General features: G+C 48.1%; 16 protein-coding genes and 2 riboswitches. Of the genes, 13 read left to right on the top strand and 3 right to left on the bottom strand.

What is annotated here, in order from left to right; all coding sequences use genetic code 11:
• Positions 1 to 16: 16 nt before the first annotated feature.
• The gene (locus ACW9SV_RS01250) at positions 17 to 2,971 is read right to left on the bottom strand and encodes a glycoside hydrolase family 3 N-terminal domain-containing protein (protein ID WP_479554918.1); all 2,955 of its coding nucleotides are present in this window, start codon (positions 2,969 to 2,971) and stop codon (positions 17 to 19) included.
• A 797-nt stretch (positions 2,972 to 3,768) separates the two neighbouring features.
• On the opposite strand from ACW9SV_RS01250, the gene ACW9SV_RS01245 reads away from it, so the two are divergent.
• Both ACW9SV_RS01245 and ACW9SV_RS01240 read left to right on the top strand, forming a co-directional pair.
• Positions 3,769 to 4,695 (top strand): FtsZ/tubulin family protein, encoded by a 927-nt coding sequence (locus ACW9SV_RS01245; protein WP_479554917.1) that lies wholly within the window; start codon positions 3,769 to 3,771, stop codon positions 4,693 to 4,695.
• Between the two features lie 261 nt (positions 4,696 to 4,956).
• Positions 4,957 to 5,454 carry a hypothetical protein gene (locus ACW9SV_RS01240; RefSeq protein WP_479554916.1) on the top strand — a complete coding sequence of 166 codons (498 nt, stop codon included), beginning with the start codon at positions 4,957 to 4,959 and terminating at the stop codon, positions 5,452 to 5,454.
• A gap of 209 nt (positions 5,455 to 5,663) precedes the next feature.
• Here ACW9SV_RS01240 and ACW9SV_RS01235 read toward each other — a convergent pair whose 3' ends face one another.
• Positions 5,664 to 6,155 (bottom strand): YqiA/YcfP family alpha/beta fold hydrolase, encoded by a 492-nt coding sequence (locus ACW9SV_RS01235; protein WP_479554915.1) that lies wholly within the window; start codon positions 6,153 to 6,155, stop codon positions 5,664 to 5,666.
• Between the two features lie 9 nt (positions 6,156 to 6,164).
• A complete protein-coding gene (locus tag ACW9SV_RS01230; RefSeq protein WP_479554914.1) occupies positions 6,165 to 7,151 on the bottom strand; it encodes a hypothetical protein in 987 nt (328 codons plus the stop codon).
• Between the two features lie 505 nt (positions 7,152 to 7,656).
• A riboswitch (SAM-I-IV-variant riboswitch) is annotated at positions 7,657 to 7,752 on the top strand.
• Between the two features lie 293 nt (positions 7,753 to 8,045).
• Here ACW9SV_RS01230 and ACW9SV_RS01225 point away from each other — a divergent pair.
• From ACW9SV_RS01225 to ACW9SV_RS01175, 11 genes are all read left to right on the top strand, one after another.
• Positions 8,046 to 8,243 (top strand): hypothetical protein, encoded by a 198-nt coding sequence (locus ACW9SV_RS01225; RefSeq protein ID WP_479554913.1) that lies wholly within the window; start codon positions 8,046 to 8,048, stop codon positions 8,241 to 8,243.
• Between the two features lie 68 nt (positions 8,244 to 8,311).
• Positions 8,312 to 9,478: a hypothetical protein gene (locus ACW9SV_RS01220; protein ID WP_479554912.1), complete on the top strand. Its 1,167-nt coding sequence runs from the start codon at positions 8,312 to 8,314 to the stop codon at positions 9,476 to 9,478.
• A 172-nt stretch (positions 9,479 to 9,650) separates the two neighbouring features.
• Positions 9,651 to 10,052, top strand: a complete 402-nt coding sequence (locus tag ACW9SV_RS01215; protein WP_479554911.1) for a L,D-transpeptidase family protein — start codon at positions 9,651 to 9,653, stop codon at positions 10,050 to 10,052.
• A gap of 3 nt (positions 10,053 to 10,055) precedes the next feature.
• Positions 10,056 to 11,075, top strand: coding sequence for a transglutaminase domain-containing protein (locus tag ACW9SV_RS01210; RefSeq protein ID WP_479554910.1), 1,020 nt, complete (start codon positions 10,056 to 10,058; stop codon positions 11,073 to 11,075).
• A 642-nt stretch (positions 11,076 to 11,717) separates the two neighbouring features.
• Positions 11,718 to 12,656, top strand: coding sequence for a DNA-processing protein DprA (locus tag ACW9SV_RS01205; protein WP_479554909.1), 939 nt, complete (start codon positions 11,718 to 11,720; stop codon positions 12,654 to 12,656).
• A gap of 133 nt (positions 12,657 to 12,789) precedes the next feature.
• Positions 12,790 to 12,885, top strand: a riboswitch (SAM-I-IV-variant riboswitch).
• A gap of 112 nt (positions 12,886 to 12,997) precedes the next feature.
• Entirely contained in the window at positions 12,998 to 13,861 is an 864-nt protein-coding gene (locus ACW9SV_RS01200) for a hypothetical protein (RefSeq protein WP_479554908.1), read from the top strand.
• Between the two features lie 340 nt (positions 13,862 to 14,201).
• Positions 14,202 to 14,960: a hypothetical protein gene (locus tag ACW9SV_RS01195; RefSeq protein ID WP_479554907.1), complete on the top strand. Its 759-nt coding sequence runs from the start codon at positions 14,202 to 14,204 to the stop codon at positions 14,958 to 14,960.
• Positions 14,961 to 15,004: 44 nt separating this feature from the next.
• Positions 15,005 to 15,406: a hypothetical protein gene (locus ACW9SV_RS01190; protein WP_479554906.1), complete on the top strand. Its 402-nt coding sequence runs from the start codon at positions 15,005 to 15,007 to the stop codon at positions 15,404 to 15,406.
• 3 nt (positions 15,407 to 15,409) lie between these two features.
• Entirely contained in the window at positions 15,410 to 15,796 is a 387-nt protein-coding gene (locus tag ACW9SV_RS01185; protein ID WP_479554905.1) for a hypothetical protein, read from the top strand.
• A gap of 72 nt (positions 15,797 to 15,868) precedes the next feature.
• Positions 15,869 to 16,843: a hypothetical protein gene (locus tag ACW9SV_RS01180; protein WP_479554904.1), complete on the top strand. Its 975-nt coding sequence runs from the start codon at positions 15,869 to 15,871 to the stop codon at positions 16,841 to 16,843.
• 305 nt (positions 16,844 to 17,148) lie between these two features.
• Positions 17,149 to 17,706 (top strand): hypothetical protein, encoded by a 558-nt coding sequence (locus ACW9SV_RS01175; RefSeq protein WP_479554903.1) that lies wholly within the window; start codon positions 17,149 to 17,151, stop codon positions 17,704 to 17,706.
• Positions 17,707 to 17,846 lie beyond the last annotated feature (140 nt).

Here is a 17,846-nt window from a genome sequence, read left to right as displayed (position 1 = left end):
TGTGTTTGCCGCGAAGTTACGGTTTCGGCTCTAACGATTGATATACTACGTCATGAATCCGGGTGCGGATGTTGTATTTGAGCAGTTTATCGTTCTCGTGGTCAGGATATACCCGGTTAGAAAGGAAAATGTAAATGATATTGTTCTCGGGGTCAATCCAGGCGCCAGTGCCGGTAAAACCGGTATGCCCAAAGGTGCTCAGAGGCGCCAAAATGGAGGTGGGGCCGTTTCCGTCCGGATCGGGTTTGTCCCAGCCCAAGCCGCGCCGACTGGTTTTGCTGCCGTTTTCAGAAAACTCGGTCACAACGGGCGTTTTGAAATATTGCTGGCCACCATAATTTCCGTTCTGCAGGTCCATTTGCATGAGAATGGCCAAATCATTTGCATTGGAGAAAAGGCCAGCGTGCCCGGCTTTCCCGCCCAGCATTGCGGCGTTTGCGTCATGCACGGTGCCCTGGAGCGGGATCCCTGATTTAAACTCTGAACTGGGGGCCGTGGGGGCAATCTGCTCTTTCAGGAATTTATCCAGCGGGTTGAAGGTAAGGGTAGAGGCACCCAAAGGGGCGTAGAAGTTTTGCTCCAGGAAATCGGGGAGGGATTGGTTCAGCATCTTCTCCACAATGCGCTTCATAAGGTGCAGACCCAGGTCTGAATAACGGTACTCAAATTTGCCGTTAGGCATGCGTTTGCCCACCAAATCAGATTTGACAATCCACTTCCACACGTTGTCTTCCAGCTTTTTACTACTGTAAACCCCGGGTATTACGGTGTTGGGATAGTCTTCTGAGGGGAGGCTGTCATAATAAGCCGGGTTCAGTTCGCCGTTTTTCAGGGTCTTTGTGAAAAACGGGATGTAAGACTCCAGGCCCGCCTGGTGCAGGAGCACGTCCCGTACGGTTAGGTTGGCCTTGTTGGAGCCTTTTAGTTCGGGCAGGTACGTCACCAGTTTGGCATCCAGATTCAGGCGCCCCTGGTCTTTCAGGAACATGACAGCCTGCAACGTGGCGGCCACTTTGGTGATGGAGGCCAGATCGTAGATGGTTTTCTCGGTTACCGGCTGGGTGCGTTCATAAGTGTAATACCCGTAAGCTTTCTCCATGACCACCGTTCCGTCTTTCACTACAAGCACCTGGCAACCCGGGGTGGCGGCGTACGCAATGGCTTCCAGAGCAATGTTGTCAATCTGCTTCAGGATGGTGGAGTTCATGCCCACACTCTCCGGCACCGAGTACTTCAATCGGCTTAGGGCAGGCGTGGAGATGCCCGAGCCCGCCTTGAACTTAGGAGAGGCAGTTACTGGTAAACGCCCGTTGGCCGGAAGCGCCCCAAACAGCACCTGCGGAATCACCTTGCGGGTGACCTCGTTGTCTTCATACCCGCACACCAGCCAGTCACTGTTCTCAAAATTCTTAAGGCTGTAGGCATTGCCCATCACTACCACCACCACTTTTTTGGTAGAATCCCGCTGCAGTTGCCTGATAAAGCCCAAGGCATTGCCAGACAGGTTGTAGTTATTGCCGGGGTTGTTGTTTAAATTGTGCAGGGAGACCACCACTACATCGGTGCCTACTAAATCGCGTTGGATTCTGGCGTACACACTGTCAGGTGCCATCCGGCTGGTCACCGCGAATTTCTTGAACGGCGCGTATTTGTCTAAGGTCTGCGTGAGGATGTTGTTTAACCCAGCCCCCACGGAAACCGAGGCGAACTCGGTGGTATCCAGCACCCGGAAGGGCAGGAGGTTGTTCTTGTTGGCTACCACCGTCACGGCCTGCTCATACAATTGCTGCTGCAACACCTGGCTAACCGGGCGGCTCAAATCCTGGGAAAGGTTCTCCAGTTTAATGGGGCTGTACTGATTCAAGCCGGCCCAATATTTGGCGTGCAGCATCTTTCTAACCCGCACTTCAATCTCCTGCTCGGTGATGGTGCTATCCGCAATGGCTTTTTTGATGCTAGCGAAGGCTTTAGGCACATCCTCAGAAAACAACAGCACATCATTTCCCGCCTTCAAAGCCAGGGCATCTACTTCGCCGGGGGCATGGTACCGGGTCACACCTTTCATGTTAAGGGCATCGGTGAAAACCAGACCTTCGTACTGCATCTGGCCTTTCAACAAGTCATTTACTAGATAAGGCGATAAGGTGGCGGCCCGGTTGGCAATAGAATCTAGTTTAGGGACGTGCAGGTGCGCCACCATCACGCCCATCACACCGGCGTCAAAAGAGCGTTTAAAGGGGTAAAGTTCCACCTCGGTAAGGCGGGCCATGTCGTGGGAGAGTACAGGCAGCGAGAAATGTGAATCTGCATCGGTGTCGCCGTGACCCGGAAAGTGCTTCGCTACCGCAATGATCCCATGATCTTGCAGGCCCTTGATGTAGGCAATGCTGCGGGCGGTAACTTTCTCTTTGCTTTCCCCGAAGGATCGGTTACCGATGACGGGGTTTTTGGGGTTGCTGTTCACATCCACCACCGGCGAGAAATTCACGTGAATGCCCAAGCGTTTCAGTTTCAAGGCAATCTCGCGGCCCATGAGGTACACGTACCGGTCATCGGGCAACGCCCCCAGGGTCATCTGCTTGGCAAAGTGCATGCTGCTGTCCAGGCGCATGTCCAGGCCCCACTCTGCATCAATGGCCACCAAAAGCGGAACTTTGGCCAAGCCTTGGTATCGGTTGGTCAGTTTGGCTTGCCGCACCGGACCGCCCTGCATGAACATGACCCCGCCAATGCCGTACTGGGTGATCAGGTTTTCGATTTCGCGGATGTGGCTTTGCGGTTTGTTGGAGTACGCCGCCACCATAAAAAGCTGACCAAGGCGTTGGTCAGGGGTAAGAGATTGATAGACACTGTCTACCCAGTGTTGCTCTTGTTCAGAAATGTTGCCCCGGCCTTTAGGGCCGAACCCCGATAAAGCCATCCAGGCGCCCATTACTACGGTCAGTAGCCACAGGCTATGTCGCTTTAGCATTTCGCAACGCGTAATTTAATTTGAATAACTGTTTCATAGGGCTAATTTCGCAGAGGAAAACTAGCCGCGGCTGAGTAGCTCTGAAGCATTTTGGGCCGGAATTTGAGAAAACGGCACAAAACAGGATTTGTTCAGAGCGACTCCTCCTTATTTGCGCTCCAGCACCGTTTCGGCAAAAAAGAGACGGAAAAAGAGCAAAAAGCCAGAAGACGAGGGAGGTAAGGCCGCCGTTTAAGCTGGTAATATTACTCAAAAATTTGCTTCGGTGTCTGAAAAGTTGGTGAAACCCCTTGGTTTTGCCTCTGGAAGGCCGGTCACTGAAGAGGAAAATAAACACTACGCAGGGAAGTTTGTATGGCAGATATCTTAGATTTGAACGGGTATAGTCTGCTAGTCCGGCATAGAAGTTTACAATAGTTCTACCTTCCTTTTTTTGGCGGTTTGTGGTCCTTTGCGGGTGATAAAAGGCCAGAAGTTGCGGGTGAAATACATGCACTCCATCGCTATTTTGCTCACAATTACTTGAATCGAGCAAAGGATTACCTTTGAGTTTAGGTATACACTCAGCTTAATCCAGTTCCTGCAGCAGGGAGTTTGCAAGCTTGCAGAAACGCAGTAATGGTTGCCTTCATTGGTACCTTTGAGTCAAGCCTACTGTAGGATGCTTATGAGACCTCCCTTATCTTTTCCAAAGTCAGAGGCCAGAAAAGTCATTATGCACATCACCCTTTACCGGTTCGGCGGACCCGGTATACAGAAAAAGGAGGTATAACCAAATGAGAATTTCAAGGAGGCCCATGATCAGGTTGATCGAAGTAGGAAACGCTTTTTCTATAGAGGTTGAGAGCTTGGAAGGAACGCCTTCTAAAGATAATGGGCCTGAATCCTTCTGTTCACCTTTGGCAGTTGTATCGCAAAATGGACCATTAGGTATTCCAATGCTTCGGATTGTGCCTGTTGGGGAAATATGGGATGCTATCGGCTGGAGCAGGGAATCTGTCATTAACCAGGTTCTGCCGGGGGTACAGGCCTTTTTGGAACAAGGGACTGATATAGTATTCGTGGTCTCTGATCCTGAAGACAGCTATTCAGAATTGGCTGCTCCATTGATCGCCGAGAAAGCCAAAGAAATAGGGGTGCTCACCATTAGTGTCGTATTTCTGCCTTTTTTTCCGAAAGAGAATTTTGAAGGATTATCTGCGAAGGAGGTCCTGTCCGAAATAAAAAGGTGTTCTGATTCGATTTTCGTCATGTTACCTGATGCTCCTTCAGGTATTGGGGAAAATCCCCTTGCTGGAGAGGGTTTTCTGCAAGGTAGGGAGGCTGTATTGTCTCTGGTGGAAGCATTCGTAAATCTCCTGGATGTGAGAACCGACCTGAATGTTGATCTGGAGGATGTGCGCTATGTGCTGGCTAATGCGGGTGTCGCCCTCTTAGGTACTTCCAAGGCTTCTGGCCCGGGACGTTCTGCCCGTGTAATAAAAGAAACCATGGAATTTGAGGGGAATCTCAGCAAAGAGTTGTTCGGCGCCCGAAGGATTTTGATATCTGTGATGTCAGGCGCGGAGATAGAAGTGGAAATGGAGGAGTTGGTAGAGATAACAGATGCTATCCAGGTAAAAGCAGGGGAGGAGGCTGAAGTTATTTTCGGTCACGGGACTGATCCATCCCTTGGAGATAATATCCGAGTGACATTGATTGCAACGGGCTTTCCGGAAAAGTAAGCAATAGTGATTTTCCCCGGCTAATCTATTTTAGAATCTTTAACAAGATTGTTTTACTTCCTGATGCTGGATTATTCCTGATGTCTAATCTTTTATAACACCTCACTTTCGAAAACAACTACATAAGATCCATTTGTGATTAAGCATTTATTATCCTTATTCTTGCTACTTGCCACATGCCTAACTTCCTGTAGGGACCTAAGTGGTTCCCGTTTAGTAGACGTCTTTTACAAAAGAGAAAAGGTAATATATCTGACCTCAATGGGAGACGTTTCACAGGATAAGGTAAAAGATGCAGCCAAGATAATAGAGAAATTCTATGGATTCAGGGTGAAGTTTATTGGAGGAAACAAACTGCCTGAAGAGGCATACTGTTCAGCCAGGAAAAGATACGTTGCCTTGGGTGTCCTTAATCATCTTAAAAGCATGGATTTGGGTGACCTGTTTCACTATAAGTATAAGGTTTTGGCATTAACCGAGAGGGACATCGAGACAGAAGATGGGGATATTCACTGGGGAGTCATGGGCCTGGCATTTTTAGGGGGTGATGAAGGCATTGTATCCGGTTTCAGGATGAAAGGCAAGGAGGCCAGGTTCAGAAAAGTGATCTTACATGAAGTGGGCCATATGCTGGGAATTGACCACTGTTCCTTTGGGGTGACTGCCTGTTTCATGAACGACGCGAAGGGCAAAGGGGCCATCGTTGACAGAACAAAATTTTACCTCTGCAATGGGTGCAGGGATAATATGAGTTTTTAGTTGTTGGGGCTACATTGGCCCTTAGGCCAATGCAATATTCCAATCCCTTTCTTCAGAGCCGAGCCCCTGTTCATCAGCGTGGATAAGGCTATTGGCGGTCAGGCTGCTTATCTTTTAGGTTCCGAAAAGACAGATGGCCGCTTTCAAACCGCTGAAGCGGTTACCACCAACCTGGCATTTTCGAGTTTGCCTGAATGATTTACCGATTGTCAAGGCCTGGCTTCCATAAACACGGCCACCTGCTCAGCGAAGACATTATCCGGAATGCGGTGTTCCAGATCATCAACTTCTATTATTCTAACATCTTTTAAGTGTAATTTATTGATAACAAACTTAAGGTTGTCTTTATAGATAATAACATCGTCCAGTTTACCCAGCACAATGCTGGAATGGCTGGTTTTGGTTCTAGGTATAGCCAAGCCGCTAAGGTCAGGGACAGGAGACTTAGTTACAAAGGCCGGATTAAAGAGGAGGGCTGGTTTGTTGTATAACAAGGAAAGTAAGTGTGCTGTGTGCCCGCCAAAACTGGATCCAATTATAATATCTGCACTGCTCGCCAGAATGGTTAGCTTTCTAAAGTAGCCAGGATGATCATACACTATGGCAGGAGCTACCACATGACCATAGCTCCCCAGGATAACTTGTTTGGAAGGTGTAAGAGAGCCCTTATAGCCATGTAGGTACAGTATGTTTTTCTTCATAGATGCAGGTCAGGGTAGTTCCACAAACGTACGGGCCTTTTTAGTAGTTTCGCCGGCTTGCTCGTATAATTGCTGGTAGTCATTGTGGTGCAGGTGGTATAGGTACAACTCCTGCGGATATGGAAATCGGGCCTCATTGGCTTTGAGGTAGTTTACAAACCGGTTGTAGTTGCCACCCAGCCAGGGTGTAAGGCCCAGTTTACCTATCCGGTGCAGGTTGCAAAAGTGTAGAATTTCCTCAAAGCTGGCGTCCTGCTCTTCACCGCGGTAGTACTTTGGACGGTAAAGAGGCTTTGCTTTGGGCGCCATTTGCTGAAGTTGCCTTTCCTCGCCGGGTGAGCAGCGCACCATTAGGGTATCCAGTCTGTCATAATCATCCCAGATGTTCTTTCTCTGCAGGGTGACTGTCCTGTTGCCTGCTTTAAACGAAACAGCCAGGCCTGGTTGCTTTGTTACGCCCCATACACCTGCTGCTTTGCCGTAACGGCTGTACTCCGAGAAAATGGATGGGTCGAGATAATCCGGATCGGTAGCATTTAGTAGAGACACCTGATGAGGCAAATTAAACATCTTCTCACGCCAACGGGTGCGGCCATAATAGCCTGGGCAGGCCATGTGCAGGTATGTGTCCTTTAGGATAGGCAGGATAGTGCCTATGCTCCAGTTACCGTTGATAGGATAGTAGCCGCCTCCTTCACTTAGCCCCTCATTGATACACACAAATGCGTCAAACCTGATGCCCGCCTCCTTAAAAGCTGCTGTGGCCTGGAGTGCCGTGAGGCCAATGGTAATGACGTTCCTCTCTGTATGGAAAATTTGCGGAAAGCAGTAATCCACCAGAACCACGTTGTCGAAGGGCAGTGCGAAATAGGCATCCCTGACTTTCTTTCCGGAGGCATAGTATACCAGGTTGCGGCCGCTCTGCAGGCGTTCCCTGAGCAGAAGTGTCAATGAATGTAAGTCGCGCTGAGGTCTTTCGGTAGAGGTTCTTGGCATAGATAAGGGGTATGGATGGAGTGAAATAAAAACGTTACTTCCGTTCGGGTGATACAAAGTTGCAGTAAAACCCTGAAAAATTGATTTCTCCGCAAGCTTGCGGGATCAGCGTGTCTCCGCCATTAGTTTAGCTTTCCGGCGGAATTGTAGTTAAGAATAAAGAATGTTTTCTGCTTGCTTCTTTAATCTCCATTGCTGCACAATGACTTGTCTGTACTCTGTCATTTTCTCAATAAGATACTACGGGAGCTATTTAGTTAGCCTAAGCTGATGAAGATGTACAAAGGGGAGACCATTCATCTTATATCCTAGATCAATACCATCAACATAGGAAGCTTTCATGCCAGTACCATATATATATGGTTGCGTGGTATGGACAAAATTGGGAAGACTTTTCCAAAGAATAAAAATAATATTCTTGATATTGCTTTGATTATATATTTAAACCCTCTATATTTGCATCATAATTGAATAATATCCGCTAAACGTGCGGAATTCAATTCATGCAAAGCATTAAGAGTACCTGTAGGTACGGCAACCGGGTCTAAGCTCCATCGGTGCCAAAACAATGCGCGGCTTCTGCCGAAAAAAAGCTTTAGTGTTTCATCGCCCAAAGCTTTCCTTTTTTCGAGTCCAATGGCTTTTGCAGTCAGGCTTTTTTGTCTTTCTGTTTAGTCCCAGGCAAACCATGTTTAATCCTAAAGCCTCCACTCCGTGCTTTGAAGGATTCAGCGGCCGTGCTCGGCACATCTATGTGCTTTTGGGAAGGTGTCTTAGAGCCTCTTTTTAAAACACCGGATGTCCAGCCGTGAGTATATGTTCCTGATGCCTGTTGCTCAAGAATCAGGAAGGCTCAATTGTCTTTTTTAACCTTTAAAACCATATAACTAAACTATGAAGAACGTGATTGTAGCAAATTGGAACGGAACAGGTGACATAGAGGTGTTCAGCTCTTTGAAAGGGTTTTTGGAGTATTACCCTAATTACAATGAGAATACCATCACTAATTACCTCTCCAGGAAGAAGGTGCCTTATGTAACAGAAAAGTTGACCCTTACCAGGGTGTCCTTCAACAGGAGAAAAGCACTCTAGCTTTTCACCTATTGACCTGGTACTAATGACTTCTTCTATTATTTCAACTTGTAAAACATCCTGCTTATATGAAAATTCACCTAATCCGTTCCAGTTCCTTCGCCAAAGAAAGTTATTCAGAGGTGCTGATGCTTTTGAAGTCCGCGTCCGGACCGCTTAATTTCATATCCTGCCCTGATTCGGGCCATAGGTATGTGTGGAGGAAAGAGGCTGATCTAAGAAAGGAGTACAAAGGCAGGGTGAGCCAGTTGGCAGGTTCCTTAAGCTTTGATGAAAGGGAGGAGGAAGAACTCTTTTTGGAATGGCAGGACCTTTTTGACCTGTGTGCTATTTACAGAAGGACTAACAATATTCCGGAGGAGGACTATGTGATTTTCCTTACCTCGATTCCCAATCCAAATTTTTGGTTTTGCTCCTTTGCTGATCAAGCAAAGGATATCTTCATCCATACAGATGAATGGGGGAAGTACCTGCCGTGTAGTTCTGCCTACCCTATTGCGTACCTGATCGTGTCCCAGGTGTTACAGAAATTATTCTATGGCACTGTGGGAAGAAAATTGGAGAGATCTCATGAAGACCCCAGGGGGTGTATGAATGATTTTTGCCGGGAGAAGGCACAGATCCTTTTTAAGCTGAGGACCGCCGATATCTGCCCTGATTGTATCGATGAAATGATGGGTGCAGGGGTAAGGGGGGATATCATCAACCAGGCAATTGTCCTATTTGAGCTTGCCAGAAAGGAAATGTTATTCCGCCAGAGATTCAGGCAGTTGCCCAGCCGCATGCACATAACAAGTGCTAATGTGATCCACCTGGTAGACTACCAGAATAAAGTGATAGATCTTTCCCCGCTGGAGAAAACAGTCTACTTCCTGTTGCTAAAGTATCCTGAGGGTATCGTGCTGGCAGACAGGGAGCAATACAGGGAAGACATAACATTAATCTACAGTCGGTTGAATGTGTATGCTCCCAAAGGAGAGTCCCTTGATGATTACGATCCTAAATTCGCCGAAAGGGTGAATCTGCTGGCAAACAGGTTTGATAATTCCCTGAATGAAAAGATTTCCAGGATCAAAAAAAGGTTCGAAGATGAATTAGGGGAGGAAACAGCCAGGTATTACTTTATCCAGGGGGAAAGAAATAAGCCCAAGCGGGTTTTACTTGACCGAACCCTCATAACCTGTGAAAGTGATGTGTTTGGAAATAGGATATTCCCACATCAGCCTGCCCGCTAAGTTCAAAAACGGCCTGGTCGTATTTTAATCTGGTAACTATAACATTACATTTTGTCAATTGAAGAGATCTGTTCCCATAGTTCTTACAGTGTTTCTTGCCTTTTATCTGATAGGTAGGCTTAATGCGTCAAAAAGTTTAACAAATAGTACTAAAATAGACAAGTTGGTTGTCGTGAAATCAGAGCGGCGGTTAATGGCTTATTCAGGCGGTAAGCTGGTGAAAACGTACCGAATATCTTTAGGTAAAAAGCCAGTCGGGGATAAACAGTTTGAGGGAGATAACAAAACACCAGAGGGTCTCTATACCATAAATGATAAGAACCCTTACAGCGGATACCACAGGAACCTGGGTGTCTCCTATCCTAATACCTCTGACAGGCGAGAAGCCGCCCGGCTGGGCAAGCCGGTAGGAGGGAGTATCAAGATCCATGGCCTGCCCAATAAAGTCCCTTTCCTGGGTAAGCTACATCTTCTCTATGACTGGACAGCCGGTTGTATGGCAGTGACCAATGAGGAAATCGAGGAATTGTATAATGCCGTTGCCATAGGCACGCCCATTGAAATAAAACCTTAACCTATGCTACCGAGATCCATGGCTAAACCGATTCCAAAATTGAAAGTGATCATGCTGCTGGTGCTTGGTATCATAGCAGGGTATTGCCAGTTGGCTGCAGCGTCTGAAAGCTATTCCTTCAGAAAAGTGGAAAAGCTTTTTGAGAAGGGGCAATATGAAAAAGTACTGGAAGAGATCAGGTTGATGGAGAAGGGAAGATTCGGGAAAGAAGGCAGCCTGAAGTATTCCATGCGTAACGAGGTACGGTATTACCATTACAAATTATCAAGCCGGCTTCTTGCAAATAGAACAGTTTCGTTGCAGGAATCAGTAGGATTGTATAAAAGGTTGCTGGTGCTGGACAGCACCAGGCAATTTCTGGTGCAACCGCAATATTTGGAGTTCAGGGAACAGATAAGGAAATCCCTGGAGAAAGGCATTGCAGGAAATCAACTAGCCTTCTCCCGGCTGCTGGTGGATGCCCTGGCCCTTCAGGGTGATACAGTTCCGACCTATTGGAAAGTATATCCAACTAAAGAAGAATTACTGCAGCTTGCAAATAAAGAAGCGCTCAGGGGATTCATAAAGAAGTATGATTACGCAGAGGTAGACAGAAATGCTTTGCTGGTAGAAAAACAATCCAGTATTGAAAACCAGGCTTGGGCTTTAACCAAGGAGTTAAAATATGATTTCGAGAAAGTACGTGCCATTTATATATGGATCGTGCACAGAATCTACTATGATTATAACTACCGTATTTATGATGGCCTGACAACTTTCAAGGCGAACAAAGGGGTGTGCAGCGGTTTCAGTTACCTTTTTCAGGAAATGTGCTTAAAGGCTGGAATCAAAGCCTTTCGGGTAGTAGGGAAGGCGAACAATAGCCCCATAACAAACCATGCCTGGAATATGGTGGAGGTGGAGGGTTTCCAGTTTTTGATTGAGACTACCTGGGCATCATGTGTGAAGGAAAAAACGGACTACTACTATTTCATAAGTGAGAAAGAGCTCTCGAGAACACACAAACCGGAGAAAGTGTATTGACCCGCCTTTTCAGAAGGGATTGGATAAGCGGTGGGTGCAGGACTGTTCACGGCTAGTACCAGGTAAGTTACTGGCAATACGGTAAAAGCATTCAGCCCACCCGCCCACTGAACCATCTCCTGTTCATGGCATTGATAAAGCCCTGGTCAGTGACCGGAAAACCGGACGCATCACCCAAAACAGCATCTAGGCAGCAGTAAGGGCACTGAACTGTTTTTTCACCCTTGCTGCCTTCCTCCGGAAGCCAACCCTCGGGAAATTCTGTGACGGGAAAGATCCTAGTGCAGCAGAAGCAACCGCAGTGACTGCTCTCCTTTACCTGCTTCAGGTTTCCAAGGCTTCTGCGATGGGCTTCCTTTAGAATTTGGTCTGTGTAGTCCGCCATATTGGTTTTTGTCCAAGGGATTGATAGATACCTATGCCTGTGCTAGATCGACAGCTGTTGTCACTAGGCAAAGTGTGTGAACGCAAGATCTGCAAATATTCCGGGTTATAACGGGCCTGGCAAGCTTGCGGGTAAGCTGGCGGCCAAGCCCGGTGCTTTTCTGTAAAATGGCCTGTTCCCCCTTTTCCGGCAAGCGCCGGAGCGCAATGCAGGAGGGTTGATCCGTTGAATGCCTTTTCAAACCATATCTAACACATATGATAGAACCCTCTGATTTATTATTGCTGGAGAATATCCCCTGTATCACATCCCGTTCCATTGAGACAGTCATCAGGTTCTTAACTGAGTACCGGAGAGGCTTTCCGAGTGCGAACAGGGGAGTGGTTAGCCTGTTTGCGGCGGCCTATAACCGGTACGGAACCTGTATGGTGCCTCCCCTGGAAGCCATATCAGTGGCGCGTAAAGTCAGTGAACGTATCCTGGCCCTGTCCGGGGAGAACGGGATCAGGATCATCTCCCGCTTTGACGCAGATTACCCAAAGGCGTTCCTTGTGATGGAAGACATGCCTTTGCTGGTTCATGTCAAAGGAAACCTGGAGGTGTTAAACAACCAGGCCGTCGCTATTTTTGGGAAAAAAGAACCTTCTGCTTTCACCCAGGAAGAAGGGCTGAAACTGGCGCAGATGGTCTTTAGGGAAGGCTTCGCCATTGTCAGCGGTCTTGCGGCAGGTTGTGATTCTATTGCCCACAAGGCAGCAGTTGAAAGCCATGCTCCCACCATCGCAGTGATGGCTGGCGGCCTGCATGATGTCCTGCCTGGGGAAAATCAAAATCTTTCCCGAAGGATTCTGGAAGAGGGGGGATTGCTGCTGAGTGAATATGCTTATGGAGAGAAGGCCAGAAGAGGCACCTACATTGCCAGGGGCCGCCTGCAGACCGCCCTAAGCAGAGGCGTGATCGTCCTGGAGACAGACCTGGCTGGGGGCACCATGGAGTCTGTGCGGTACGCTGCAAAGCAGAAAAAGAAGTTGGGCTGTCTTTATCCATCATCAGCCGGTGGCACATGGGAGGAGCAGTTTGCGGGTAACCTTGTCCTGGTGGAACAGAACAAGGCCAAAAAACTGGGCACTGAGGCTGAGATCCACCACTTTGTCAGTTCTTTGAAGGATAAGGACCTGTGTTGCCCGGCTATATAAATAGTAATAAATTCATCAGGTAATACTATTTGACTCTAATAATTATAAAATTTCTTTGATTATATATATTAAATCACTATATTTGTATTATCATTTAAATTCTCTGTATTCAGGTACACAGGAAACGATTCTTTCGAAGCATTAAGAGTGCCTGTAGGTACGGCAACCGGGTTTAAGCTCCAACGGTGCCAAAACAATGCGCGGCTTCTGCCGAAAAAAAGCTGTAAGCGCTACATCGCCCAAAGCTTTCCTTTTAAAGTGCCATGGCTCATTCCGGCAGGCTTTCACAGTCTTTCAGTCAGGGTTCTAGGTCAACTATGTTTAATCGTTAAAGCAAATCAATGGGCGAACTGTCATTACTGAGTAACAACATTGAGCTGGTCCTGCAGCATAGGGAGGAGATCAAGGCTTATGCACCCTATGCCTTCAGCAGACTGACCATACAAAACTCACGGAGACTGGGTGGGCAATGGTATGAGCAGAATATGTTCATGGGAGCCTACGTAGAAGTCTGGCATCAATATCTGCAAAGGTCACTTGAGCCCGCCATCCTTCCCCTGTACATAGGGTCTGGTATGTTTGGTACCATCTATAAATTCCTGGGGCTTTCTCTAGCAGATAAAATGCTGGTGAAAAAGGTCCCGGCTGGGAAAATGCACACCTCCTGGATGCGGGATCCCATGTGGGCATTTATCCAGGCTAACCCTGCACGAGGGTTGGGGATTCCGTTGTCCCAGGTGGTGGAAGAGATCAGGGCCGGTAAACCGCTGGAAGAAAGGGAGAGTTACCGGCTTCTCTACCTAAGGGAGGAATTCTGCCGATCTGTGAGTGCCATCTCTGGCATCAGGAGCGAAGGGGAGCATGACCTTGCCTACAGCCTGGAGCAGGGAGTGAATTACCAGTTGATGATACAGGTACATGCCGTCATACTGCTTGAGTTATCAGAGAGGGAGAAGCAAGGGTTGGTGTTTGGGGGAAGTGCCGTTGAGCTGAACGATATGGTGACAGAAACCCGGAAGGACCTTGCCGCAATTGCCACGGAAGCCGGCTTTTCCCACCACAGGGTGATGGACTCCCGGACCAATTGGGCCAGGATCAGGTTCACCAAGCAGATTTCCTCCATTGATGAGTTCCTGGAGGGGGATTCTATTGCCTCAATGTGCGGCATGCTGTATGCCATGCGGAAAAGGATCCGCCGGTTGTAACCAGGGCAGGCAGTCGATCCTTCAAGCTTGCGGAAAATTCCCTGTTTGGAGCGCTTGCCCTACCTTTGTATCATGCTTCAACAGCAGGGTTTGTAAGATGGGTTAACTGGGTTTTCCAGTGTTGCCTTTTAAAATTAAGTGCTTCCACGGTCATTGCGAATCCTTTGTGATTAAAGTCCTCAGGTTTGCATCGTGCTCCTGGGCTTCGCCTGGCTGGAAGTGTTACCTATAGAAATATTCCTATTTATGGCTTTGCCTTCGCAAAGTTGTTTCAGTGGCTTCCTGGCGGCTGCCCAGAAGACCTGTGCCTATTTTTTCATCTAACCTTTAAAAACAATCTATGACCAAAACCAATCCATTCGATTTCAAAAACACCTTTCTTAACCTGACGCAATATACCGTGCCTTATGGGTACGAGAGCCAACTGGAACCTTATCTGCCCGCAGGTGTGCAGAAAGACGACTTCGGAAACTACTTCATCAGGATCGGTGAGTCAGCCACTCTTTTTACGGCCCACTTGGATACCTGCTCCAGCGAGTACGAGAAAGTGAACCATGTGTTTGAGGGTAATATCATCCGCACAGATGGCAGTACTATCCTGGGCGGCGATAACAAGGCGGGGGTTACCATCCTGCTTTACCTTATCAGCAAGGGTGTGCCAGGCACTTACTACTTTTTTGTAGGGGAGGAGATAGGTTGCCTAGGTAGCCGTGCCGCATTGAGAGCAGATGCTTCGTTTTTTGCCCAGTTTAAACGTGCCGTTGCGTTTGACCGCAGAAAGGTTGGTTCCATCATTACCCATCAGCGAGGCGGGCGTTGCTGCAGCGAGCAGTTTGCCGATGCGCTTTCGCACCAGTTCTTGAATCAGGGCTTAGACTACCAAGCAGATCCATATGGGGTTTTTACCGATACAGCCGTTTTCGTGGGTGTGATCCCGGAGTGCACGAACCTGTCTTCGGGAGTGTGGGGCGAACATACCTCCGAAGAGTATGTGGATATTCTGCTGCTTGAGGAGATAGCCAGGGCGGCTGAAAGAATTGCATGGGATGGTCTGCCGGCACACCGCAGCATTCCGTCAAACTATAGCCAGGTGGCATAGTTCCTCCTTTCCTTAAACCATCTTTCACTCTTATTCCCACAGACATGGACACCATTACTTTAACACTTACCCAGGAGCATTCGCAGTTGGTGCAGGAGCTTCTGCTAAAAATCCTGCAGGAGCAGGAGGTGATGATTGATCGTAGCGAAAGCACCAGTCATGTGTGCAAAAGAGCCCGGTTTCACAGCGAGTGCACCAGGATCTTGCTTCAGGCGCTTCAGCAGGGGTATACGGCAGTAAAGATGCCTGCGGTGCTCATGAAACCGGTATTGTCTCAGCTAAAGGGTAAACTGGAAGACCAGATGAAAATCATGATGGATCTGATGAAGGACGAAAGTCTGGAGCAGGAAAATCGGATACAGGTTTTCATGCGTAGGATTGGGTTGCTTCATGTGATGCGCAGCATGACCTATGAAGCACTGCAAGTTGAAAAGGAGGCTGCTTAACCTATGGTGATGATCCTGGTAGAGGAGGTGCTCCACACTGTGGGCAGGAGCAAATATTTCAAGACTTACGACACCGTAAAAGACCTGTACGGCATGCACATCAACATGGCAGGTACGTATGTGGAGCCTGCTTTTCTGCACATTTTTCCTTATCGAAAGGGGAAATTCGTGGTGGTGGATCAGCTGGAGCAATACTATGGCATCGACCTGAAAGGAAGGCGGGTTGAGCTCTCAACAGAGGAAGAAGAGGCGTGGCGGTCTGTCATCATCAAGAGCTCCGTCTGCAATTGTAGGAGAACCAACACCCAAGCAGATTGCCGATACTGTGCCGGCCAGGGAAGTATCAGGAATAGCTTTGGCATAAAACTGATTTCCTCCCTCCTGTACTGACCATTGGTTTAGACCTGGTCCACTAATCACTACACCTATAGAATAAACAACCTATACCTAATTAAACAGCTTATGCCGCTCCACTATCAGGTAACTTCCAACGGGTATCATTTTGGGTTGACGTATCAGGGAGTTGAAGTGCTTCCCTGCATCAACCACAAGCTTTGGCGGATTACGCCTGATCTGATTGGATTCAGGCAGGACAACCTGTTTGGGATTTACTCCATGCCTGAGAATAGGGTGCTGTACGAGCCAATCTTGAGCGCCGAGGTTCCATGTTTCCGGTTGGTAAGCGATGAGAAAGGTGCATTGGTAACAAGACCCCGTTTCATTACCTCTCATCCCGGTACATTCATGAAAGGCAGGGCTTATTTGGAAACCTGCGATTACCTTTTCTGGCAGCGGAACCGATTGTTTGTGTTATCGCCCTCGGGAATTGTAGTGATAACACGTTCCGGTGAGATAAGGGAGTACAAAGGCAAAAATCCTGAGGGGGTTGCTTACCGCATCAGGCAGCGGTGTCTTTTTGAGGAGGAGTATGCTTGTTTGACGAGGTCTGAGGTAACTGCATTTGACTACCTGACTGAGGCAGACCGCGAAATAGAGGAAGAAAACTTCTTAAAGGGGTTTCCCCTCCAGGGGATGGAGCAGGATCTTGATAGTTTACTGGGTAGTTCAGTAGTTACTTCGGATGGCCCGGAGCCTGGAGAACCTGCCTACAAGCACTATGAATATGAGGGCATTCCCCCTTTGATCAAAGAAAAGTTAATCGGGCATCTAAGCCGCTTCTTTGATACCTCCTCGAATGAGCGATTGGCTAGGCTTCTGATTTATCTGGCCTGGTGCCATGCCAACGGCTTTGTCAGGGAAGACCAGAAGGGCAATCGGACCATTGATCCCTGGTATGCCTCCCTTCCGGCAGATGCTGACCCCGCGGAGTCCCTGGACAGCCTGTACGAGGCCCATCAGCTGCAGCCTTTGCAACACCTGCTCTACGTGTCTGCCATCACAAACAGCTACCTTGACCTGCAAGCCCTCCTGAACTAATCATTCGTCCGAAAGCCATATGATAAGTGAAGAATATCCTGAATAGCAAGATAGCACTAGCCTTAGGTGTTTTGCCCGGCAAAAGCAATGCTGTGCGATGCAGGGTTGAAGGGGAGGAGATTGGGATGGTGGTGGGATTGGGCTTTTACTTTCAGGAACGACATGCCATAGGAGGACCAAGTTTGTTTTAAGGTGGTAGTGTAAGTTGCTGGTTATTGGATAATTATTTGATATGGTGTTTGACTTCTGAGAGCTTCCCTAGCAGGAAAATGTCTCTACCCTTAACATTATTTGCCTTGAGATACTTGAAAAAATTACTGTTGGTTGTTTCCGTTTCCCTGTTTCTCCTGGTCCTGTTTGGCAAAGAGATGGGCAAAGCGTTAAGCGTTCATTTCAGTGAGATGAATGACCGGCGGGAAAAAGGAAGCCTGACTTCTATGGACAGGCTCCAATGCAAAGTGATGTACAACAGTATGATCTGCCTGGGGTGGCTATTCTACCCTGAAGCAGCTGAGGTGCTTCACCACTACCTGTATGGGAAGGGGGCTGATCTGTACCTGGAGCCGGATTATGTGAGAAGCTCCCCGGTTGTGCAACACGCCCTGGGCAGCATGAAAACGGGAGATGTAAAAGCAGTTTTCTTCCGGCAGAATAAAGACTGGCGGCTTTCCTATGCGGTAAACGGTTTTACCCTGGAAAAGAGGCAGGGCAGTGTTTTACTGTCCCAGGAAATCATCTTCTCCAAAGACAGAAGGATCGTTACGGACCTCAACTTCTTTCTTTTCAAAGTACGCATCCCCGATGGCCTGGTACATGTGCTGGAACCATCTCCCTTTGTTGTGTACTGCCACTGGCGACTGTAGTCATATCAGGTTTGGACTTGGAAAAGCCCCGCTACCCCTTCGCCCCGTGTGCAGAGGGGCTGGGAGATACGTCTGGACTTCCCTGGGGTATGTCCCCTTGGTACCGGTTTTTTCTACGTCTTCTTTTTCATTCAATTTTT

It is taken from the genome of Rufibacter sp. JT20002, assembly GCF_056491185.1.
The sequence above is the reverse complement of the archived record's forward strand: the minus strand, read 5'-3'. Positions and strand labels throughout refer to the sequence as shown.

Bases quoted from the DNA above. Each gene is read 5' to 3' on its own strand.
- ACW9SV_RS01180 (WP_479554904.1), top strand. From the start codon at position 15,869: ATGCCGCTCCACTATCAGGTAACTTCCAACGGGTATCATTTTGGGTTG.
- ACW9SV_RS01230 (WP_479554914.1), bottom strand. From the start codon at position 7,151: ATGCCAAGAACCTCTACCGAAAGACCTCAGCGCGACTTACATTCATTG.
- ACW9SV_RS01235 (WP_479554915.1), bottom strand. From the start codon at position 6,155: ATGAAGAAAAACATACTGTACCTACATGGCTATAAGGGCTCTCTTACA.
- ACW9SV_RS01190 (WP_479554906.1), top strand. From the start codon at position 15,005: ATGGACACCATTACTTTAACACTTACCCAGGAGCATTCGCAGTTGGTG.
- ACW9SV_RS01200 (WP_479554908.1), top strand. From the start codon at position 12,998: ATGGGCGAACTGTCATTACTGAGTAACAACATTGAGCTGGTCCTGCAG.
- ACW9SV_RS01185 (WP_479554905.1), top strand. From the start codon at position 15,410: ATGGTGATGATCCTGGTAGAGGAGGTGCTCCACACTGTGGGCAGGAGC.
- ACW9SV_RS01245 (WP_479554917.1), top strand. From the start codon at position 3,769: ATGATCAGGTTGATCGAAGTAGGAAACGCTTTTTCTATAGAGGTTGAG.
- ACW9SV_RS01195 (WP_479554907.1), top strand. From the start codon at position 14,202: ATGACCAAAACCAATCCATTCGATTTCAAAAACACCTTTCTTAACCTG.
- ACW9SV_RS01205 (WP_479554909.1), top strand. From the start codon at position 11,718: ATGATAGAACCCTCTGATTTATTATTGCTGGAGAATATCCCCTGTATC.
- ACW9SV_RS01220 (WP_479554912.1), top strand. From the start codon at position 8,312: ATGAAAATTCACCTAATCCGTTCCAGTTCCTTCGCCAAAGAAAGTTAT.
- ACW9SV_RS01240 (WP_479554916.1), top strand. From the start codon at position 4,957: ATGGGAGACGTTTCACAGGATAAGGTAAAAGATGCAGCCAAGATAATA.
- ACW9SV_RS01250 (WP_479554918.1), bottom strand. From the start codon at position 2,971: ATGCTAAAGCGACATAGCCTGTGGCTACTGACCGTAGTAATGGGCGCC.
- ACW9SV_RS01210 (WP_479554910.1), top strand. From the start codon at position 10,056: ATGCTACCGAGATCCATGGCTAAACCGATTCCAAAATTGAAAGTGATC.
- ACW9SV_RS01225 (WP_479554913.1), top strand. From the start codon at position 8,046: ATGAAGAACGTGATTGTAGCAAATTGGAACGGAACAGGTGACATAGAG.